The sequence below is a fragment of the Psychromonas sp. genome (assembly GCF_047632995.1).
Lineage (GTDB): Bacteria > Pseudomonadota > Gammaproteobacteria > Enterobacterales > Psychromonadaceae > Psychromonas.
Map to the genome: position 1 here is coordinate 1 of NZ_JBLIEK010000059.1, position 22633 is coordinate 22633.

Annotated in this window: 20 protein-coding genes and 1 pseudogene; 6 read left to right on the forward strand and 15 right to left on the reverse strand. The window is 40.6% G+C overall.

Annotated elements, in window-relative coordinates; translation table 11 throughout:
- The 13 genes from ACJAT7_RS11110 to ACJAT7_RS11170 form a co-directional block, all read right to left on the reverse strand.
- Positions 1 to 1422 (reverse strand): tandem-95 repeat protein (locus tag ACJAT7_RS11110; protein ID WP_415226871.1); only part of this gene is annotated, 1422 nt, incomplete at its 3' end.
- A 482-nt stretch (positions 1423 to 1904) separates the two neighbouring features.
- Positions 1905 to 2624, reverse strand: a complete 720-nt coding sequence (locus ACJAT7_RS11115; protein WP_415226872.1) for a DUF445 domain-containing protein — start codon at positions 2622 to 2624, stop codon at positions 1905 to 1907.
- Positions 2625 to 2733: 109 nt separating this feature from the next.
- Complete coding sequence (nusB, locus tag ACJAT7_RS11120) at positions 2734 to 3165, reverse strand: transcription antitermination factor NusB (protein WP_415226888.1); 432 nt, start codon at positions 3163 to 3165, stop codon at positions 2734 to 2736.
- A gap of 5 nt (positions 3166 to 3170) precedes the next feature.
- Positions 3171 to 3638, reverse strand: a complete 468-nt coding sequence (ribE, locus tag ACJAT7_RS11125; RefSeq protein WP_415226873.1) for a 6,7-dimethyl-8-ribityllumazine synthase — start codon at positions 3636 to 3638, stop codon at positions 3171 to 3173.
- 63 nt (positions 3639 to 3701) lie between these two features.
- Positions 3702 to 4808: a bifunctional 3,4-dihydroxy-2-butanone-4-phosphate synthase/GTP cyclohydrolase II gene (gene ribBA / locus ACJAT7_RS11130; RefSeq protein WP_415226874.1), complete on the reverse strand. Its 1107-nt coding sequence runs from the start codon at positions 4806 to 4808 to the stop codon at positions 3702 to 3704.
- A 24-nt stretch (positions 4809 to 4832) separates the two neighbouring features.
- Positions 4833 to 5498 (reverse strand): riboflavin synthase, encoded by a 666-nt coding sequence (locus ACJAT7_RS11135; RefSeq protein ID WP_415226875.1) that lies wholly within the window; start codon positions 5496 to 5498, stop codon positions 4833 to 4835.
- A 1-nt stretch (position 5499) separates the two neighbouring features.
- Positions 5500 to 6645, reverse strand: a complete 1146-nt coding sequence (gene ribD, locus ACJAT7_RS11140; RefSeq protein ID WP_415226876.1) for a bifunctional diaminohydroxyphosphoribosylaminopyrimidine deaminase/5-amino-6-(5-phosphoribosylamino)uracil reductase RibD — start codon at positions 6643 to 6645, stop codon at positions 5500 to 5502.
- Positions 6646 to 6680: 35 nt separating this feature from the next.
- The gene (nrdR, locus tag ACJAT7_RS11145; protein ID WP_415226877.1) at positions 6681 to 7130 is read right to left on the reverse strand and encodes a transcriptional regulator NrdR; all 450 of its coding nucleotides are present in this window, start codon (positions 7128 to 7130) and stop codon (positions 6681 to 6683) included.
- A gap of 280 nt (positions 7131 to 7410) precedes the next feature.
- A complete protein-coding gene (locus tag ACJAT7_RS11150) occupies positions 7411 to 7719 on the reverse strand; it encodes an integration host factor subunit alpha (protein WP_415226878.1) in 309 nt (102 codons plus the stop codon).
- Between the two features lie 3 nt (positions 7720 to 7722).
- Positions 7723 to 10110: a phenylalanine--tRNA ligase subunit beta gene (gene pheT, locus ACJAT7_RS11155; RefSeq protein WP_415226879.1), complete on the reverse strand. Its 2388-nt coding sequence runs from the start codon at positions 10108 to 10110 to the stop codon at positions 7723 to 7725.
- A gap of 11 nt (positions 10111 to 10121) precedes the next feature.
- Positions 10122 to 11102 carry a phenylalanine--tRNA ligase subunit alpha gene (gene pheS, locus ACJAT7_RS11160; protein ID WP_415226880.1) on the reverse strand — a complete coding sequence of 327 codons (981 nt, stop codon included), beginning with the start codon at positions 11100 to 11102 and terminating at the stop codon, positions 10122 to 10124.
- Positions 11103 to 11305: 203 nt separating this feature from the next.
- The gene (locus ACJAT7_RS11165) at positions 11306 to 11923 is read right to left on the reverse strand and encodes a fumarylacetoacetate hydrolase family protein (RefSeq protein WP_415226881.1); all 618 of its coding nucleotides are present in this window, start codon (positions 11921 to 11923) and stop codon (positions 11306 to 11308) included.
- A 21-nt stretch (positions 11924 to 11944) separates the two neighbouring features.
- Positions 11945 to 12964: a GGDEF domain-containing protein gene (locus ACJAT7_RS11170; protein ID WP_415226889.1), complete on the reverse strand. Its 1020-nt coding sequence runs from the start codon at positions 12962 to 12964 to the stop codon at positions 11945 to 11947.
- Positions 12965 to 13301: 337 nt separating this feature from the next.
- On the opposite strand from ACJAT7_RS11170, the gene ACJAT7_RS11175 reads away from it, so the two are divergent.
- Together ACJAT7_RS11175 and ACJAT7_RS11180 are read left to right on the forward strand one after the other, a co-directional pair.
- On the forward strand, positions 13302 to 14597 hold the full coding sequence (locus ACJAT7_RS11175) for a YjiH family protein (protein WP_415226890.1): 1296 nt from the start codon (positions 13302 to 13304) through the stop codon (positions 14595 to 14597).
- A gap of 22 nt (positions 14598 to 14619) precedes the next feature.
- Positions 14620 to 15216, forward strand: coding sequence for a MarC family protein (locus ACJAT7_RS11180; RefSeq protein ID WP_415226882.1), 597 nt, complete (start codon positions 14620 to 14622; stop codon positions 15214 to 15216).
- Positions 15217 to 15245: 29 nt separating this feature from the next.
- Here ACJAT7_RS11180 and ACJAT7_RS11185 read toward each other — a convergent pair whose 3' ends face one another.
- Together ACJAT7_RS11185 and dinB are read right to left on the reverse strand one after the other, a co-directional pair.
- The gene (locus ACJAT7_RS11185) at positions 15246 to 16010 is read right to left on the reverse strand and encodes an SDR family NAD(P)-dependent oxidoreductase (protein WP_415226883.1); all 765 of its coding nucleotides are present in this window, start codon (positions 16008 to 16010) and stop codon (positions 15246 to 15248) included.
- A gap of 29 nt (positions 16011 to 16039) precedes the next feature.
- On the reverse strand, positions 16040 to 17065 hold the full coding sequence (dinB, locus tag ACJAT7_RS11190) for a DNA polymerase IV (RefSeq protein WP_415226884.1): 1026 nt from the start codon (positions 17063 to 17065) through the stop codon (positions 16040 to 16042).
- Between the two features lie 152 nt (positions 17066 to 17217).
- Between dinB and ACJAT7_RS11195 the strand changes: the two genes are divergently transcribed.
- The 4 genes and pseudogenes from ACJAT7_RS11195 to ACJAT7_RS11210 all read left to right on the forward strand — a co-directional run.
- On the forward strand, positions 17218 to 18495 hold the full coding sequence (locus ACJAT7_RS11195) for a site-specific integrase (protein WP_415226885.1): 1278 nt from the start codon (positions 17218 to 17220) through the stop codon (positions 18493 to 18495).
- Positions 18485 to 20131 carry a hypothetical protein gene (locus ACJAT7_RS11200; protein ID WP_415226886.1) on the forward strand — a complete coding sequence of 549 codons (1647 nt, stop codon included), beginning with the start codon at positions 18485 to 18487 and terminating at the stop codon, positions 20129 to 20131. Before ACJAT7_RS11195 ends, ACJAT7_RS11200 begins: the two co-directional genes overlap by 11 nt.
- The gene (locus ACJAT7_RS11205; RefSeq protein WP_415226887.1) at positions 20124 to 22415 is read left to right on the forward strand and encodes a hypothetical protein; all 2292 of its coding nucleotides are present in this window, start codon (positions 20124 to 20126) and stop codon (positions 22413 to 22415) included. The genes ACJAT7_RS11200 and ACJAT7_RS11205 overlap by 8 nt, the downstream gene beginning before the upstream one ends.
- Before the next feature lie 9 nt (positions 22416 to 22424).
- A pseudogene (locus tag ACJAT7_RS11210) lies at positions 22425 to 22633 on the forward strand (hypothetical protein); the annotation flags it as partial.

Here is a 22633-nt window from a genome sequence, read left to right on the forward strand (position 1 = left end):
ACCTAATGCCGTTAAGGTCACTACGCCGCTGCTGTTATCGGTGATTTCGAAGTAGTTATTGTCGTTGCCGCTGCTGATGCTGAACGTGACATCATCACCGTCCAGATCGCTCGCGGTAAAGGTTGCTACCGTGTCGCCTGCCAACGCTACATTTTCAACTTGTGTTGAGCCCGTCGCGGAATCAACCGTCGGGGCATCGTTGATATCCGCGACACTGATCGTGGATGTTGCAGTGGCAACCGCGCCATCATCATCTGTGGTGGTTAAGGTAATGGTCGCATCACCATGAAAGTTTTCGGCTGGCGTAAAAGTGATCGTGCCGTCGGTTTCATTGATGGTGACTAAGCCTTGCTCAGCTGGCACGGTGGCAATTGTTGATATGATAGTGCCATCTACGTCTGCGGCGGTGTAGGGAACGGTAATGCTGCCACTGTCTTCGTCCAAGGCGCCGTTATCTACATTGAGTGTTGGACCATCATTAATATCCGCGACACTGATCGTGGATGTTGCAGTGGCAACCGCGCCATCATCATCTGTGGTGGTTAAGGTAATGGTCGCATCACCATAAAAGTTTTCTACTGGCGTAAAAGTGATCGTGCCGTCAGTTTCATTGATGGTGACTAAGCCTTGCTCAGCTGGTACGGTGGCAATTGTTGATATGATAGTGCCATCTACATCTGCGGCTGTGTAGGGAACGGTAATGCTGCCGCTATCTTCGTCCAAGGCGCCGTTATCTACATTGAGTGTTGGACCATCATTAATATCCGCGACACTGATCGTGGATGTTGCAGTGACAATCGCACCATCATTATCTGTGCTGGTTAAGGTAATGGTTGCATCACCATGAAAGTTTTCAGCAGGGGTAAAAGTGATCGTGCTGTCAGTTTCATTAATGCTGACAATACCCTGCTCGGCAGGAACCATGGCTATCGTTGATTGAATTGTGCCGTCAACATCGGCCGCATTATAGTTGACAGTAATACTGCCACTGTCTTCATCAATAGAGCCATTGTCAACGCTCAGAGTCGGCCCTTCATTTACGGTACCTTCCACTAAAAGAACATTTGTATCGGTAATTTCTACGGACGGTGTAGAAAGAGAGAGCCCCTGTGTTTCAAATTCTGAGCTAGCTATTGTTTCAGAAGCATCACGGGAAAACTCAACAGCCGATGAACGTCCTCCATCTGAAATGTTACCAGCGGCTGTTTCTGTATCTTCAATGGGCGTATCTTGTCCTTCAATAGCGGATTGAATTGCTTCTATTTCAGCCAATACTTGCGGATCAACATCACTAGCTTGAGCCTCTTTTTGAATCGCAACTTCGAGCGGTTCAACACTGTTTTTATCGGTTATTAATAAATCACTGTCTGCATCAATTTCTAAGATATTGCTGTTTTCGCCAACGCTAATCTTGTTGTCCATAATCTATTCTCCATGCGCATGCTTGATGCTATTTTTCTTATTTCAACAGGATCAATTATTTTTCTTTATTAGAAGAATAAAAAAACAAGGAAATACCTTTTAAACTAACAAGTTAAAGTGAATTGAAACCAATATAAACAGGAGGTGCAGTATAATAACCAGTTAACACAGCAATATGGAAAAACCTGTTTTTTCATTTGTGAAGGAACTTTCAGTGCACAAATAACAAACTGATAACATACACGATTCATATCATTAAATCTACAAATAAACAACGTTTATTTTGTTTTGATGTATTGTAAATATATAATAGGTTATTTTTTCTATAGATATGCAGGGGATAAAAGGGGTTTAGTAGAGAATATTACTTAATATTTACAATGAGATGTTTCTGAATTAAGTTTTTACTGCAGGGATTGAAAATGAGATCTGCTTTATTCGTTAAAAAATGACATAGCGTTTTACACACTATGCCGTTTATTTTACGCCATAACTAAGGCACTGATTAATCCGATCACGCCACCAAATACGCCGCCCCAAACAACTAACCAGCCGAGATGTTTTTTAATCATCTCCTGAATGATTTGTTTGACTAATAACGGGGTTAATTCATTTAATCGCTGCTCAATAATCTGTTCTATTTTTGCCAAAATATCTTGCATCATATCTGGCTGCTCAACCTCTTCTTTTAAGAGATTGATAAAAGTCTCATCTTCAGTTAATTCAATAATTGATTTTTTCATATGTTCGATAAATGGTTCGCGCAGTGGCGCCAATGCCTCCTCACCGCCAAACATAGCTAACATACCACCAAACGAAGATCCCATAATCACTTTGACTAGGCCGTCATAAGTTGGGTTGAGATCAACCTTATCAATCACCGGGATAAGGTTAAGGTGAGTCGGAGAAAGCGAGCCCGCGCTTAAAAAACGGTCGACATTTTCAATGGTAAAAAACTGCTTCATCATCAATGAATGAATCCCTTTTTTAAACTCTTCGAAATGTGCAGGAACAACACCCGAACCATATAAAAATGGTACTTTTTCAAACAGCATAAACACAGCTAACCAGTTAGTTAACGCACCAGAAAGTGCAAATAAACCAACCAGAGTTAAAACAGCCGCATATTCTCTTTCACCCAAGAACAAACCAACAAGCAAAATAGCCGCCGAGACTACATTTGTCATAAAACTTTTATTCATTATTTCCTCTGTTAATTATTCAATTTCAGGCCTATTTCTAGGGGATAAAAAAAATCCAGTAGCTAAAAATATGGCTACTGGATTTTAAAATTTCAAGTGTAAGTTGTGATTAATCGTTAACAGTTTCTTCACGTAGTTTTAAGCTACGTAATGCTTTATCTAAAACACCATTTACAAACTTGTATGATTCATCTGTTGCAAAATCTTTAGCTAACTCAATTGCTTCATTTAATACCACTTTATGCGGTACATCAGTGCGATAGGTCAGTTCAAACATTGCAATACGCAGTACGGCAATATCAACCATATCCACATCTTTAATTTTACGAGAAAGATAAGGCGACAGTTTCTCATCTAACGCGTCAACATGATGCACAACACCCGTTAATAACTCTTTAAAATAAGGAACATCTGTTTTTGATAAATCTTGATCAACTGCAAACTGATCAATAATATGAGCAACATTGAGCTTAGTGATTTGCCATTGATAAACCGCTTGTACAGCAAATTGACGAGCGCGACGGCGCTCTGCAGGTTTCATTTTCATTATCCTAATTCCGCCATTACATTAACCATTTCCAAAGCACTTAAAGCAGCTTCACTACCTTTATTGCCCATTTTAGTTCCCGCACGTTCGATTGCTTGATCGATTGAATCCGTTGTTAATACGCCAAACGCAACGGGTATATCAAATTCCATCGATACTTGTGCTAGACCTTTGTTACATTCATTGGCAACAAACTCAAAGTGTGGTGTACCACCTCGAATAACGGTTCCTAATGCGATGATTGCATCGTATTTTTTAGATGCGGCAACACGTTTCGTTGCAACAGGAAGTTCAACAGCGCCGGGTACACGAACGACAGTGATGTTATCGTCTTCAACCTGACCAGTACGTTTAAGGGTATCAATTGCACCAGCCAGTAACTGCTCATTAATAAAGCTGTTAAAACGAGAGATTACGATTGCGATTTTTGCTTGTGGAGCGGCTAAGCCACCTTCAATTATTTTCATTTTCTACCCTTGTTGCAAAATTTTGTGCATTCTAGCACATTTTGATTTTATGCCTAATATTGATTACTCGCGGATGTAATCAACCACTTCCAAACCAAATCCGCCTAACGCATGATATTTCTTTTCAGAACTTAAAAGTGCCATTTTCTGTACACCTAAATCACGCAAAATTTGCGAACCGATGCCGACACGTCGGCTTGCGCCTTGTGGTTTAGTTGCTCCGCGCTCACCTGCATCTTGCTTGGCAATATGTTTAACTTGTTCAATTAAAGATTCTGCACTTTCCTGATGGCCGAGCATCACTAATACGCCGCCATCTTTAGCAAGGCGTTGCATTGCCGCGTTTAACGGCCAAGTACGTGCTCCCAAACGGTCAGAGAAGAAGTTATCGGTAAAAGTATTTTGCAAATGTACCCGAACGTTGGTCGTAGCACCTTCTTTAATTTCACCATTCACTAATGCAAAATGCACCTGCTTATCAATTGTATCTTGATATGCCAACAAATCGAACTCACCAAATTCAGTGGGCAATCTGCAGCTGCTGACGCGTTCAATGGTTGTTTCATTGTTATTACGGTACTCGATCAAATCCGCGACTGTACCGAGTTTAAGACCGTGTTTTTTAGCAAAGATTTCCAGATCGGCACGACGTGCCATACTGCCATCTTCATTTAAAATTTCCACAATCACCCCAGCAGGCTCTCGTCCGGCTAAACGTGTCAAATCACAAGCCGCTTCTGTATGTCCTGCGCGTGTCAGCACGCCACCCGCTTGCGCTTTTAGAGGGAAGATATGACCGGGCATCACTATGTCGGCAGGTTTTGCATCTTTACCGATAGCCGCCAGTACAGTCGCAGCACGATCCGCTGCGGAAATACCTGTCGTCACGCCTAGCGCGGCTTCAATAGAAACAGTAAAGTTTGTCGAGAAGGCAGCGGTATTATCATCAACCATCAGAGGTAAATTGAGCTGTGCACAACGCGCATCTGTCAGTGTTAAACAGATTAGACCGCGACCGTTAGTGGCCATAAAGTTAATCGCTTCGGGTGTAACCATCTCCGCCGCCATAATCAGATCGCCTTCGTTTTCACGATCTTCATCGTCCATTAAAATAACCATTTTACCTTGACGGATATCTTCAATAATTTCAGTTGTAGTATTTAATTTCATATTTATTCCTATTGCTTGTCTGACTTAACCTAAGAACCCGCTACGGGCAAGCAGATCCATGGTTGATCTTTTTTGTTGTTTTGTACTTTGCGCCGCTTTTTCACCGAGCATCAAACGTTCTAAATAACGCGAAATCAGATCTACTTCTAAATTGACCTGAGTGCCAACGGCGTAATTGACCATATTAGTTTGTGCGATTGTATGCGGAATAATCGTTAATTTAAAGGCGCCGCCGTCTATTTCATTAGTGGTTAAACTAATACCATCAACGGTAATGGACCCCTTTTCTGCGATATACTTGGCTAATTCATCCGGCGCTTTAATCCAATATTCAAAGGCATTGCCCAGCGCTGTGATAGAGGTTATTTCCCCTACTCCATCAACATGTCCGCTAACAATATGTCCGCCAAACCTATCCTTCATCTGCATCGCTTTTTCTAAATTAACAGCAAAACCTGTTTTGATTTTTGCAAAGCCACTGCGTTTTATCGTTTCATAGGAGACATCGGCAGCAAAGCCATCAGCATATAATCCGGTCACCGTTAAGCAAACCCCATTAATGGCAATGCTGTCACCTAATTTAACATCATTTAAATCCAGTTCGCCTGAGTCAATGCGAATAGCCATATCTTTTTCGTTTTCTTTGATTGCAGTGACTCGCCCTACTGCAGCTATAATACCTGTAAACATATTAATCTCGCTTACTTATGAGTCGAATATCGTCGCCAATTATCGCCACTTCCTGCAGCGTTAATTGCACAACATCGTCCATTTTTGAATAGTCCGGTAAGTTTACTAAGTTTCTTCCCTGATCGCCCATTAATTTGGTAGCCTGATAAAGTATAAATTGATCCACCAGCTTTTGTTTAAAAAACTCACCTGAGAGTGTGGCACCCGCTTCGATCCAAAGATCATTTATTTCATAGTCAGTTAACCGAGTTAGCAGCTGATTTAGATCAATTCGCCCACAACCATCATCACTGCAGACAATCTGCTCGACATCCGCGATAAACGGTTTACTTTTTAAATCTTTGCGCGCAGAAAGAGAAACTAATATCACTTTACCTGCAAGTGTAAAGATCTTCTCATTAAGGGTTAATTTATTGCGTGAGTCGAGAACAATACGAATCGGTTGACGAACGTCCGATACGCCAATTTCATTTGCAAACGAGGGAGATTTTTGCAGTTCACCATAACGCACATTTAAACTGGGATCATCACTAAGCACAGTCGCGCTGCCGGTTAAGATAGCGCTTTGCATCGCGCGCTGATATTGCACATCAATGCGCGCTTCGCTGCCGGTTATCCACTGGCTATTACCATTTTTCAGTGCGGTTTTTCCATCTAAGCTGGATGCTAATTTGACAGTGACACGAGGTTGCTTCACTTGCATACGTTTAATAAAACCTCGATTTAAATGTCGCGCCTCATTTTCCAGCAAACCAATTTCTACCTGAATGCCGGCTTCCTGCAATATGCAGATCCCTCGTCCCGCCACTTGGGGATTAGGATCAACCATCGCCACCACGACCCGTTTAACACCCGCTTTAGTTAAGGCTAACGCACATGGAGGAGTACGTCCGTGATGTGAGCAGGGCTCCAGAGTAACATAGCAAGTTGCATTGCTTGCTTGCGTTTTGGCCATCGCCAACGCGTTAACTTCAGCATGTGCTAATCCCGCTTTTTGATGAAAACCTTCACCAACAATGCCCTCACTATTTACAATCACACAACCCACATTGGGATTAGGTGAGGTAGTGAAGCGTCCTTTTTCCGCCAATTCAATGGCGCGGGACATATAATGCTTGTCTAGATCTGAAAATTGAGCAGTGTTCATTTATATTCCACAGTTAAAATCGGCAAAAAATGGGCTTATTTTCCCAGTTTGGCAATCTCTTCACCAAACTCTTTTACATCTTCAAATGAGCGGTATACAGATGCAAAACGTATATAGGCGATTTTATCTAAGCTTTTCAGTAATTCCATCACCAATTCACCGACCATTTTTGATGATATTTCACGCTCTCCCGTTGCACGCAGCGTAGATTTAAGTTTATTAACCGCATTTTCTATCGCTTCAATACTAACCGGTCTTTTTTCCAGTGCGCGATCAATACCCACCAGCAACTTTTCATCATTAAATGGCTCGCGACGGCCATCGGATTTAATTAAATGAGGCATCACAAGCTCTGCGACTTCAAAGGTGGTAAAACGCTCATTACACTCATTACAAGAACGACGACGACGTACCTGATAGCCTTCTGCAACTAACCGAGAATCGATAACTTTCGTATCTTGCGCATTACAAAAAGGACAGTACATTATATTCACTCATATTGGAGGTAACTAGTTCGTTTGTATATTGGAGCGCAGACTCCATGACAAACTTATAGGAAACAGATTAATTAGATTGCCGGATCTATTCTACCATCATAATTCCCCGGGTGGACGCTGTAAAACAGAAACAGCTGACTCAACATTGAAAAGGACGCGATTGCGGCTAAACAAGATAGCATCCCATCAAGCATCTTGAGGTATCAGAGGGATATTATAAAATAAAAAAAAAGCCGCAAATGCGACTTTTTTTATTTTTATGAGAAAACTAAAGTTTATCTGCGGTGTCCGGTAGATTTTCTTCTACCAGCTCTTTCAGTTTCTGTCCTGCTCGAAATGTCACAACCCGACGGGCGGCAATAGGAATATCTTCACCAGTTTTGGGGTTACGACCTGGACGTTCACCTTTATCTTTTAATTCAAAGCCACCGAAACCAGAAACTTTAACGGCCTCTCCCTCTTCCAATGATAATTTAATCTCTTCAAAAAATGACTCAACAAACTCTTTTGCTTCTCGTTTGCTTAAACCAATTTTTTCCGATAAATGGGTTGATATTTCAGCTTTAGTCAGTGCCATAAATTAATCTCTCAACGATGCATTAAACTCCGTAGAAACTGCTTCTACTATCTTGTTTACCTTATCAGCAATCTCTTGTTCTTCCAAAGTCCGCGTCGTATCTTGTAAGATTAAACCTATTGCTAAGCTTTTCTTACCCTCCTCTACGCCAGGTCCTTGGTATACGTCAAATAAGTTTATGCCAACTAATTCAGTTCCGCCAATTTTTTCTATAAATTTTAAGACGTTACCAGCATTTATCTGTTCATCAACAACAAAAGCTAAGTCACGGTGGTTAGCTGGGTACTTAGAAATGTTGCTGGCTTGTGGTAAGTTGCGGGTGATAATTTGATCTAACTCGAGTTCAAATACTATCGCAGTACCGTTTAACGCAAAAGGTTTAGTTAAGCTTGGGTGCAAGGTTCCGATATAACCTATGTTTTCACCATTACGGTAAATCCCCGCTGACTGACCTGGGTGTAATGAGCTATGTTTTTGCGCTTTAAACTCAAAACTTGATGGATCCACGCATAAATCTAACAGCGCTTCTAGATCGGCTTTAAGATCAAAGAAGTCCACATTACGTGTTTCAATATTCCAATGACCATCATTCAGACTACCAATAATGACACCCGACAACATCTCTTGCTGTTTAATACCATTCTCAGCATTTTCATCTTTTACAAAACGTAAACCTGTTTCAAATAAACGTACGCGAGATTGTTGACGTTTTTGGTTTTTAGACACGCTTTCCAATAAGCCGGTCCATAAACTAACGCGCATCGCAGACATATCTTTAGAGATAGGATTCGGCAAAATTAAAGCATCAGCTTGCGGATGCAGTTTAAGCTGTTTGTCCGGATCAACAAAGCTGTAGGTGATTGCCTCATGGTATTCACGATTCACTAATACGTCACGAATTTTAGATAATTTAAGTAGCGCTTCGTTATGCAGCGGCATGGTCAATGCGGCTTCAGGCGCTATATTGGGAATATTATTGTAACCATAAACACGCGCCACCTCTTCGATAAGATCTTCCTCAATCTCCATATCAAAACGGTAGCTTGGCGCAACGGCAGTCCAGCCGTGATCTGTCAGCGACACATCGCAACCCAGTTGAGTCAGAATAGTTTCAACACGCGAGCCGGCAATTGAAATACCGATTAAATCATCTAATTTACTGCGGCGCAGGCTAATCGTTGCTTGAACAGGTAGATTTTCTTCACTTAGCGCTTCTGTAATAGGACCTACAGAGCCGCCACAAATATCAACAAGCAGCTGCGTTGCACGCTCCATCGCTTTTACCTGTAAAAGCGGATCTACGCCGCGCTCGTACCGGTGTGATGCATCAGTATGTAAACCGTATGCTCGTGCGCGGCCGGCAATAGCAAGGGGAGCGAAAAAGGCGCTTTCTAAAAATATATTGGTTGTGCCTTGCGCAACACCCGAATCCAAACCACCGAAAATACCCGCTATTGCAAGCGCTTTCCGGCTGTCCGCAATCACTAAGGTGTCTGCGTTTAATTTAACCTCTTTACCGTCCAATAGGGTTAATTTTTCATCTTGAGTTGCCAGACGTACCTCAATGCCACCTTCTAATTTATCTAAATCAAAAGCGTGCATTGGATGGCCAAATTCAAGTAACACGAATTGGGTAATATCCACAACCGCATCAACGCTGCGTACACCACAGCGACGTAGTTTTTCAACCATCCATAAAGGTGTTGCTGCATCTTGATTGATACCACGAATCACACGCCCCAAGTAACGCGGACATGCACTCGGTGCTTGCAGATTAATGTCAACTTGCTGGTCAATACTTACTGCAACGTTTTCCCACGTTGGCTCAGTAACCGCCATGCTGTTTAACACGCCCACTTCACGAGCAAGACCGGCAATGCCTAGACAATCCGCGCGGTTAGCGGTCAAATCAACATCAATAATGACGTCATCTAAGGCTAGATATTCACGAACACAGGTGCCAATTGGTGCGTCTGCAGGCAATTCAATAATGCCGTCAGAACTATCAGCCAGACCCAATTCAGATTCACTGCAAAGCATACCCAAAGAAGGTTGGCCACGCAGTTTTGCTTCTTTAATTTTAAAGTCACCCGGTAAAACGGCGCCCACAACAGCGACTGCCACTTTAATACCTAAACGACAATTTTTAGCACCACAAACAATATCAATCAATTGCTCTGAGCCGATATTGATTTTGGTAACTTGTAATTTGTCAGCATCGGGATGTGGACCGCATTCAACCACGGAGCCCACAACTACTTTGCTAAATTCACCGGCAACCGCTTCAACATCATCAACTTCCAGACCTGCCATGGTAATTTGCTGCATTAATTGTTCGCGTGTAATTTCAGGGTTAACCCACTCACGTAACCAAGCTTCACTAAATTTCATTATTCTAACCCTTACTTAAATTGCTTGAGGAAACGAAGATCGTTTTCAAAGAAAGAACGTAAATCATTTACGCCATAACGCAACATAGCCAAACGTTCAACACCCATACCGAATGCAAAACCTGAATATTTATCAGGATCGATTCCCATTGAACGTAAAACAGTTGGATGGACCATGCCGCAGCCAAGTACTTCCAACCAGCCATTTTCACCCAGCACATCAACTTCCGCAGAAGGCTCTGTAAACGGGAAGTAAGAGGGGCGGAAACGAACCTCAAGATCTTGTTCAAAGAAGTTATGTAAGAAATCGTGCAAAATGCCTTTAAGCTGTGTAAAGCTTACTTTTTCAGCAATCATCAAACCTTCTACCTGATGGAACATAGGTGTATGAGTTTGGTCATAATCGTTACGGTAAACTCGTCCAGGGGAGATAATACGTACCGGCGGCTTGCTGTTTTCCATGGTACGGATCTGTACACCAGAGGTCTGTGTGCGTAATACAAGTTCCGGATTGAAATAGAAGGTGTCGTGTTCAGCACGCGCAGGATGATGCGCAGGAATGTTTAATGCGTCAAAGTTATGGTAGCTATCTTCAACTTCAGGTCCCTTTTTAACTTCAAAGCCCAACTCACCAAAAAATTCAGTAATACGATCAATAGTGCGGGTAACAGGATGAATACCCCCTAATTGAGCGCCACGACCAGGTAGTGTGACATCAATCGTTTCACCAGAGAGTTTGGCATTTAATGCTTCATTTTCCATGGCTTGTTTACGTGCGACGAGTACCGCTTGAATCGCTTGCTTGGCTACATTAATCATCTGACCAGCAGCCGGTTTTTCAGCCGGAGGCAGTTTAGCTAACCCTTTCATCTGCTCAGTCATCAGACCTTTTTTACCTAAATAGTGCAGACGAATCTGCTCTAGCTCGTTGCCATCGACGGCATTTTCTATCTGTTGTTGCGCATTAGCAACGATTTCATCAAGGTGCTGCATTGGTTATATCTCTACCTAAAGCGAGTGATTAAAAAATATAGAGTGTAACTTTACGCAAATCAGAGAGATAAGGCTAGTGCCGAGGCGAAATGAACTGCGCTAAAAGGGTGGGGAAACGAGAAATAAGAGGAATAAATTAAGTCTCGTTGAGCACCATGGATAAATAAGTTATTTTTTTGATATTTGCATAAGAGTCATTGTAATTACAGAACTCGCCATTGTTTTTCAATAATCAATTGCTCGCCATCATAGATTCTTCCGGTAAATTGATCATCACGGAATAGCGGGCCGACACCTTTTGGTGTCCCCGTCATCACAATGTCACCATCTGCAATACTCATAAATGAGCTGACCTCAGCAAGAATTTGCTGTGGTTTATAGATCATTAAATCGAAATTTGCTTCCTGAATTAAACTATTATTGATAAAGAGCTGCAAAGAGAGATCTTCAAGCCTACCGTCAAAGCTAACAAAATCACTAAAGACAGCCGAGTTATCAAATCCCTTGGCGCGCTCCCAAGGCAAACCTGCTTTTTTTAATGTTGATTGCAGTTCCCGTTTGGTCAGATCTAATCCAAACCCCACCGCGCTAATTTTCCCTGCACTAATAACAAAAGAGATCTCCCCTTCATAATGTAGTTCGGCATCTTTAGCACTCTCAATCTCATTGCAGAGGGCCGAATTTGGTTTAACAAAAATGACCATCTGCTCCGGCATCTCATTATTTAATTCTTTAATATGGTCAACATAGTTACGGCCAATACAAACCACTTTAGAGGGATAAATTGACCTCCCATCAACAACAATATTTTTCAATTTCACCCGCCCAGTAATATTTAATAATTAAAACGGTAATACACGATTTCTGCCTAACCGTTTTGCTTGATATAAATGTTCATCCGCTCGCGCAATTAATCCGCTTAATGAATCGCCCTTAGCAAATTCAGAAACCCCGAAAGAAGCGGTAATATTTTTAATCATTTGCGCTGTGCGTTTATCTTTTAATGTCAATTTTTCAATGGTCTTGCGCAGTGTTTCTGCAAAATGCCGCGCAATTCTTAAGTTGCTCTTCGGCAATAAAATGACAAACTCCTCACCACCGAAACGGTATACTGTCGCACCATTGCGCATACTATCATTTAATTTCCGCCCTACCGCCTTTAAGACCTGATCCCCCAACAGATGGCCCCACTGATCATTGAAATCTTTGAAATGGTCAATATCCGCCATAATCAAACATAAGCCTTGATTATCTTTACTTAAATATAATGACACCTCAGTGTCAAAAGCAGCCCGATTTAATAGCCCGGTTAACGAATCGTAGAGAGCTTGTTTTTGACTTTTTTTAAGCTGTTCCTTTAATGAACCAATTTCAGTTTTAGCTATAGCCAGACTGTTACTGAAAAACTGCGTTGAACGCTGCATGTTCTTGGAATCACTTTCCAGCTTTTTAAGTAATCCTATCACCTCATCGATCGAATACCCTGCATCTTCAGCACGGTGAATATCGACAAATGTTTTATCAACGGAGGCCTGAAATTTATCGGTATCACTATCAGTATCAATCAATGTCTGATCCAGCTCTATCAGCATTTTTTCAATACTTTGTCTTAATTCCCAAGTGCTGGACTCTGTTTTGTCGGCGACAAATTCTCGATATAAAGACTCGGCCTGAATCGGCGGGCAGACATCATGATTAGCAATTAAATCATCTAATTTTTCATTCAACTCTGGAATGTCGTTAGAGACATAGCTATACCACAATGAGTAATTTAAGGGCGTTGTCGCCACCTTGTATTTCATCATTAAAGGCACCGCTTTTTTTAACTTAGCTGCCGATTCAATAATCAAATCTTTATCCATAATAATTATCTCACTCATTTAGTCTGTCTGTGGCTCTTAATGGTTTATACCAGCATAGCGTGGAAAAAATCGCTTTGATATTAATTCTACAAGAATCATTGATCTAGCGCCAACATTTCACCCTTTCGTAGATTTACATAAGGTATCAAAGCAAGTACCCTTGCGCCTTTCGTTTAGGGGGCGTTAGCGTATCTCTTCTTAAACATTCTATTTTATAACACACGTTTTCAAGGTGTAAAAAGTGACCACTAAAATATTGACAGAACTACCGGCAGAAGTGCCAACCATAAAATCACATAACCTCGCAACAATACTGACTTTTATTGTACCCTCTTTGATGGGCCTTTTACTGTTTATGGCGCCTGTGAGTTATCAAGGTGCGATCACCATTCCGATAGCAATTGTTGCAAAAGGTCTACAAAATTTATTGGCAGACTCTTTAACTGCAATAGTCACCGTTATCGTCGTATTTACCGCCCTGCTGACCCTTATAAATAAGCTAGTGAAAATACCATCAATCCAAAACAATGATTTTTTAAAAACCTTATTTGATATCACGCCGATCTGGCTTTTGATTCGCCTTGTCGGTGCTGTTTTTATTTTACTGACCTTTTTCGGTTTAGGGCCTGCAGCGATTAACTCCGCAAATACGGGCGCATTAGTTTTAAACGACCTATTACCAGTCCTCTTTTGCGTTTTTGTTTTTGCCGGGATGTTACTTCCCCTGCTGCTAAACTTTGGTCTTCTTGAACTGTTCGGTACCTTACTCACTAAAGTGATGCGTCCTGTTTTTAATCTACCCGGGCGCAGCGCCATTGATTGTCTTGCATCTTGGCTGGGTGATGGCAGTGTCGGCATTTTAATGACCAGCAAACAATATGAAGCACGTTTTTATACACAACGTGAAGCCGCGGTTATCGGTACAACTTTCTCTGCAGTTTCAATCACCTTCTCTTTAGTTGTGATCTCACAAGTTCAGTTAGAACATCTGTTTTTACCTTTTTATCTTGCGGTGTGCACGGCCGGCGTTGTCGCGGCTTTTATCGTACCCAAATTGCCTCCTCTGTCTTGGAAAAAAGACAAATATATAGATCATAGCGACCGGAAAACAGCAGATGAACTAACACCTGCAGGCCATAATGTTTTTTCTTGGGGATTAAATCAAGCGCTAGTCAAAGCAGCAAACGCATCCGGTTTTAAAGAGACCTTTAAAGACGGCGTAAAAAATGTGATTGATATGCTCCTTGGTGTTATTCCGGTTGTTATGGCGATAGGTACAGTGGCACTTATTATTGCAGAATACACTCCTATATTTGAATATTTAGGTTATCCCTTTATCCCACTACTAGAGTGGTTGCACATTCCCGAAGCGACTGCAGCATCAAAAACCATTGTGGTCGGCTTTGCCGATATGTTTATCCCGTCTATTTTAGCGACCTCTATTGAATCAGAGATGACGCGCTTTGTTATTGCCGCCATGTCTGTCACCCAACTGATTTACATGAGTGAAGTGGGTGCATTACTACTGGGCAGTAAAATTCCGGTCAATATTGGCGAACTGTTTATTATCTTTATTTTACGCACATTAGTCACTTTGCCTGTTATAGCCGGTATTGCGCATCTTATTTTTTAAGCAAACTTAATAAGGAAACACCATGGATATCGCGATCTACCTGCATGCGCTAACAGCACTATTTGTTATGATAGATCCGATTGGTGCAGCCCTGATTTTTAACTCATTAACCAAAAATAGTGAAAAAAAACACCGCACCATAATGGCCATAAAAGCGGTCATAATTAGTGGTGCCACGCTAATTTTATTTGGTAATTATGGTGAGGTGCTATTTTCGCATCTGGGCATTAATATTAACTCGCTGCGAATTTCAGGGGGCTTACTGCTCTTCTATACTGCATTCCATATGATAACTAAAGAGATGAAATTCACGGCATCTGGCAACGACACTGATATTTCGGTATTTCCAATGTCGGTTCCTCTGCTTGCCGGGCCGGGTACATTAACGTTATCAATTCTGTTATTTTCACATACGACCGATACGGCGGCCGCCATTTCTGTTTCAGCTGCTATTATCAGCATTTTACTTTTAACCTTGATCTCAATGCTGGCGTCTAAGTACCTGAAGAATATTATCGGCAAAACAGGCGATGAAATTTTAAAACGTTTCTTAGGTGTTATTCTGGCGGCTTTAGCGATTCAGTTTATTTATGACGGCATCAAAAATATTGCTTTTTAATATTGCATGCAGCAATAGAAAAGTCATTTTTATTTTTGCATACGATAAGCCAGTTTGCGCGCTATAGCGCGCGGTATAAGCTGTGCCATCAGGGCGCCAAATTTATTAACAATACCCGGGATCACAACGGCTTTATTTAAGTGAGCCAATGAATAACGCACTACCACCTGTTTTCCCATCACCCGCAATGTAAAGAGAACAGAATCCGATAGTTCAGCAACCTCTGCAAACTCAGTGTCGGTGGCCCCCGGGCAAAGTGCACTGACTTGAATATTCCTCTCTTTTAACTCTTCATGTAACGCTTCGCTGAATGATAAAACAAATGCTTTACTGGCATAATAAACCGCCAGATTAGGCCCGGCTTGGAAAGCGGCAGTTGACGCAACATTGACAATAAAACTTTGCTGTTGTGTAAATGTGGGGATCACCAGATAGGTGAGCGCAAGCAGACTGCAAATATTAACCTGTAACATATCTAAATGGGTCTGTAGCGAAATTTCCGAAAAAAGCCCTCGTTGGCCAAATCCTGCATTGTTAATCAACCCGACCAGCTGCAGCGATTGTGCGTGCAGATAATCGACTATTTTCTGAGGTGCTTGATTATCGGTTAGGTCCGCACATAAATAATGAATAACAAGTTCAGGATATTGCAGCTGCAGTTGTCGTTGAATATTTTGCAGACGCGATGCCCGGCGTGCAACTAACAGTAAAGAGAAACCTTGCTCTGCAAGTTGAAAAGCAAACTCCTCCCCCAATCCCGCGCTTGCACCTGTAATTAATACCACTTTATTCATCTTGTTCCCTTTTCATTGAATTGCACTTGTTAACTGAAACCATTGTCAATAAAGCTGAGCTGCACCGCCTGTTGATTATCGCCACTGCGCTGCGCTAAACCAACAGAGATCCCCAGCAAACGAATGGGTTTATCATAATTGCTCACTAACAGATGATGCAGCAATATATTAAACATAGGTAGAGATAATTCCGCCGATTTTCGTTCCGCACTTTTGATCGTAAAATCAGCAAACTTAACTTTAACCCCCACTTTAATTATCACCTTGTCGCTACTCACTTTCTGCCAACGCCTTTTGAGTTCATCATAACAGAGTGCTATTTTTTCAAGGCAGTGCACCTCGCTGATAAGATCTTTTGCAAAGGTATGCTCAACGGCCAATGATTTTCTCTCTCGGTTTGGTTCAACCACCCGGTTATCTATCCCCTGACTATAACTAATTAATGAAGCCCCCAGTTTGCCAAACTCCAAGAGCAGTTTTTCCGCTGGATATTGCTGCACGTCGAGGCAGGTAAAGAGTCCGTGTAATGCTAATTTTTGCTGCGCGACTTTGCCCACACCCGGTATTTTTTTTAAGGCTAAGGTTTTGATAAATGGGTCAACCTGAGCAGGGGTAATAACGCACTGACCATTAGGCTTGTTTTCATCGGAAGCTATTTTTGCTAAAAATTTACAGGGCGCTACGCCCGCCGAGGCGGTTAAATTTAACTCGGTAAAAATAGTACGGCGAATATCTTGCGCAATATAGGTGGCAGAGCCATTAAACAGCGTACAGCCGGAAACATCTAAAAAAGCTTCATCAAGTGAAAGTGGCTCAACCAAATCTGTATAACGGAAAAAAATCTCTTTTATTTTTTTAGATACCTGCAGATAAATTTGCATACGCCCAGGAATAATAAGCAAATCAGGGCATAACTGTTTTGCTTTAAAACTCGGCATAGCAGAACGTACGCCAAATTCACGGGCCAGATAATTACAGGTTGAAAGTACAGCGCGGTGATCGCTTTTTCCCCCTATCGCCAAGGGAATATGCTGATACTCTGGATTATCACGCATCTCTACTGCTGCAAATTATCTATACTATAATTTATGTTAGGTATTATTATTCAAATAAAGCCTATAGATCTACAGCTTAAAAAGTAAATTATTTACAATATTAGCCACTATTATTATGGTATAAAAATCATTAACCACAGGTGTTTTTTGTAATGAATCTTTCACTCATAATCCACAAAAATTTAAATGACGAGAGTGATGTCTGCATCGTTGATGAAAACTATCTGCCAGCCTGTTTTTTTCTCAGCTCGCACATGAAAACATCATTTTCAAATAACGCATTTAACACTCGGCTTACTTACGGAAAAATTTTTCTGTTTATTCATCGATATTTTATTTATGAGTCCATTGATCTTGTAAAACGAGTAGAGTTAGGTGAGTTTTTAACAGCAGTCGAGTACGATAAATTTAAACGCCATTGTACATTCAAAGTTGACGCAACTATTGATAATGATGACAGCATCGTGAGCTTTGAGCGGTTTTCAAATAAACAACTCGATAATCTAGTACATTCCACCCAAAACACTGTAAGCAAAACATCTTCGGCAACAATTAAACTGCGCCTGATACAATTCTTAAGGTATATCGAATACCTCTACCAGAGTATACACTCTGCTCATAAAGTTCCTGTTGATGTCAGGCTTGCCTTTAGTGATTTTGAGCGCTGGGTCAAAACTGATCTCAGCTTATTAAAAATACAGAATACAGAATGTAGAGATCCGTTTGAAAAAGCGATTCCAGATGATCTTTTCTTTAAGTTATTGGGAATTATTAAACCTTCCTGTAATAAAAACCCATACAAATCCAGCCGATTCAGAAATCAGCTAATAATGACGATTTTCATTGAAACGGGTATTCGTGTCGGTGCATTGGCAAAGCTAAAAATTAGTGATATTAAGCAAGATTGGGATAATCCAAGATTGATGATCACTAGAACACCAAATGATCCGACTGACCCTCGAAAAATAAAAGCTGCTCAAAAAACCAAACCCCATGCATCATCAATTTCACACGACACATTAAAGTTGCTGAATCTGTACATAAAGACTCAACGTACAAGTAGCAAATTCACCCTTGCATCAAGCCATGATTTTATTTTTATCAGCGAAAAAGGAGAAAGTTCAGGATTACCTATTACAACCGATGGCATCTATAAAGCAGTCAAAGTCCTAGGTGATGCACTTGATTTTGATCTTCACCCTCACCTATTCCGCCACAAATGGAACGAGTTATTTGATACAAAAGCAACCGAAGCAGGATACAGTCAAGAAAAAATTGAAGATATTCGTAAGTATGCAATGGGGTGGTCAGAAAGCAGCACAATGTCGAGAATTTATAACGAATTTAAGTACACAATGAAGATTCATGAATTATCTGTGGCACGTCAGAAAGAGTCTGTACCTATTCAAGGAAAAAATAATGGGAGTTAATAATAAAAAAAGACTTGAGCAGTTAAAGTTGAATTTCGATGGACAAAGGCGGTATCGTGCGAGAAATGACGCTTATGTTTTTGATGTTTTTGATGATACATGGCAGTTAGATACAAAAGACTACCTCTATCTTAAGTGGATGCTTGATATTGGTTATGACGATCAAACTTTAACTAATTTGCGTGTACTATTGGCAGAAACCGCCCATCAGCTTTCATACAACTCAGTCAGAATACGCTGTAACTCATTAAAATTTCTTGGCAATAACCTTTCCCCTGTAGCATTCCAATTAAAGTGGTTATCGATACTTGACAGCTATAAAAATGTACTAGCATCAACATTTTCTTTTGCTGTAAAAAATAGAATGTACCAGTTTCAAGAGATTACCAATTATATTTCAGAAAACTATTCACCTACTAAATGGTCTGGGAACCTCATTCTAGATCCCCAAAAAGGGTGTTATAGCGAAGTTGAATATCAATCTATTATGGAACAACTTCGTCTTGCTAGTGATGCTGTGCATACAAAAACTATGGGCTTTAATACACTAGATCAACAAGCATCCTTTATTGCAGCTCAATTGATCATTGCCCTTGTTAGACGCCCAGTTCAATTAAGTGAACTAAAGTGGGCAGATATTTTACCTGTCGGTCAGCATTTCTCCGAACATCGCCAATCACCGAAAGAATCTGTACCAGAATCCGAACCGCTATTTAGTGATGTGGAGTGTTGGCACATTAGAATATTCAAGGGTAAGGATGGGCAATTCCGTGGTAGTGTAGAGTCTACTTCGAAACGATTAGAACCTGATTTATCTATATTGATACTTCGTTATCGCCAGCGATACGAAAACACATTGATAGAATCACTTAAAAAACAAACTATCATATTAACCGATGATGAGCGTCATCAAATTATGCTTCGTTGTCCACTATTTGCCGATTCAAGTCTCTTCACTACTTCATTTTCAAACAAAGCCAATTTATTTAAGGCATTAGGCATTATGTCTAATTCCTTTCATAAGAAGAGTCTATATATAAGAACTAATATCAAACGATTTATGGAAAAGCTTAATATTAAAAGTGATCGTAATAACGACAAGCTTACTCTATCCAATAACCGTATACGCCATACAATATTAACATCCGGAGCAAAAATGGGGCTTACCTCCTCATATTTAGCCGCTATAACAGGCGTTGTCGAAGGATCCGTAAAACCTTACATTGACCTTGATTTTGAATCGCGAGTGGACATTGATCAGGCATTTATTCAAAACAGTATTTTAAGTCGATTTGCTAAAACTTCCGTGAGTGACCTGTTAAAGCAAGATGGCTTTGTCATACGAAATGAGTTTGATGAAGAAATCGGTATTCAGGAAAATCCAGCTAATTGTTCAAGCTGTGCCTCAAAACTCGGAGCGCCAATGGGGTGCTATCCTTGTGATAATTTCGTGGCAAATGAAGACGGAAATCACCAAGAATACTTAGATAAAGCACTTCACAAATACAAAGTAAATAAAATTGAAGGTAATAAAACTACGGTTAAAAAACTCAAAATAATCATCATGTACATTCAAGGTACAATCAACATTTGTAATGAACGTAAACTGACTAAAAGAGGGGTTGAAAATGACTGAGATTAATCCTTATATCGACAACCAGTTCAGCTATATTAATACCCTCATGAAACAGCCTTTAGCGGGATTTACAAACCCCAAAGGTGACATGGCAACGTGGGATGATGCTGCATTGAAGTTTTCGTTTCACTCAACTAAAAGCATAAACTATTACTTTGTCTATACCTCTATAAAGACACGTCTTCGATTTAAGGAGTTTGATGATTCTCAAAAACTACCAAAGAAACTGCGTCACCTGTTAATTGCTTATGCAATTTATCTCACCGCTAACAAAAACACTCTGCTCGACAAAGGACATAAACATAGTGTAGCTCGTCAGTTTCTTTCTTTATTAAATTGCAATCCTGCGAATGCAACAGATTCACAAATCGATAATGCAGTATGTAAGATGCCGCCATCTAATATTAGGCAATTAATTCTGTTTTTTAACTGGCTGAAAGAAAAATACTTTATACCAAATAATCTAATGTTTAATAATTCGTATATACATAAAAACCTAGCTGGTGAAGACATCATTGAGCATAAAAAAAATAAAAGACCTGAATCCAAAATTTTATTAGCTCTCGGATCCATCTTTCATGATGTCATATCGCCTGATAGACATGATTGGGATCTACACCCATTAGCATCACAGCGAGATGCCTTTGTTTGTACGATGGTAGCTCTAGGAATGTCTTCACCTAACCGTATAGCTGCGGAACAAACCGTATTGGTAAAGCAAAAGCTAAAAAACATAACCCAGAACATCAATGGTAAAAAAGAAAAAGTGCATTACCTTGCTTGGCAAGGTTCGAAAGGATACCAAAATTACCATAACCATATTTTATCGATAATGGCTGGCCCCGTAGAGCGCTGCCTTGAATACATATCAGAAGCTTGTCAGCCTGCACGGGTCTTGGCACGATTTTATGAAGATCCGTCATTACCATTAAAAACCGTATTAGGAGATTTCTACCCGCCCAGTAAAAACCTCGAAGCGTTGAATCCCAATTTTCATAAACCAACCAATCTAATCCATTTAGGCTACCTACTCGGCTATTACGAGAAGGGCGATGGCATGATGCGAGTCACGCAAAAAACTGCAGGTTCCGTGATAACAGAGAAATCAAATAAAGGGGGTACAAAGATATTCATAAAGCGCATTGTAGATATACAATCTAAGGATGAACTCGTCTTGATTCAAGGTTGCCATTATGCCAAGTACCTTATAGGGACTACCATAACGGGAAAACTTTTAAACTCAATTTTTGGGGGCCATATCGTAACATTGTCGCAGTTTCAAGAGCGATGGATTCAGCACATTAAAAATAATATAAAAGGTTTTCCTGTTGGGTATAACAAGACCAAAAATGGGAAATGTCTATTCAAACATGCCCTCTTCGCCTTTACGGGAAGTCAGTTAGGAACAAGTTATCTCGCAGGAAGTTCTCCTTTTGCACTGATGCCTCTATCTTCCTTAGGCGATTCTTTGAGACGTCAACTACACCCATCAGGAAGAGATCAATACAGTATTTTTTATCGACATGGATTTTCAAACGAATTCCATATTAATCCACATCAATTTCGTCATTGGTGCAATGATGTTGCCGAGCGCGAAGGCATTCCTCACGCTATTATTAACTTATGGTCAGGACGAAAATCACCAGAACAAATTTTGCACTATGTCTACCGAACTCATGCCGAAAAAGCATCTGAAATTGCAGATATATTTTTTAATGAGGCAGGACAGGAATTATCCCTCAAGGTAATCAGTCAACTCGAATATGATAAGTTATCTCAGTCAGCAACCACATTAACCAGTGTTGGTTTTTGTAGTCAAAAATTGGAACAAACACCTTGCACATGGTTAAATAACTTCATGACACAATGTACGCTTTGTCCTTCATCATGTCATGTGGCGCATGATGAAGAATCATTGTCATTATTAAAAAAAGATTTACAGTTTCAAAAGTGTCGCCTTGAAGATATCCAGAAACGCCCTACTTTCTGCACAAGTGAAGGAAATCAAAATTGGTTTTTGGTACACCACCGTAATACCGAAATGCTCAGTAAGTTAGTGCAGTTAATGGAGAATAAAGAGATCAAAAAGGGAGCTGTTATTCGCCTTCTATCGCACATGAATCAATTTCGCATTACAGATGTTGCAAAGCAACTGGTTACCACTCAAAAACTCATTCTTCCTGACTCAGATAAAGCGTTAGCAAAAGCGCTTGAGCCGAAGAAAGGCAAAAGTACCAAAGACAATACGAATTACCTTCTGACTGATTTATTCTCAACATTTTAAGGGTGTATCATGGCACTACCATCTTTAACGCAAGAGCAAGTACTGAAAATCGAAACCTTTATCATGACTTGGAAAAGCAAACTTACATGGGCATTCTTAGTGGCGCGTATCGAAAACGATCTCGACATCAAAACCACACGACAAACATTGACGACCTACGCCCCCATAAAGGGGGCTTATACCATTCAAAAGCAAAAGCTTAGGGGGAAACCAAGTTG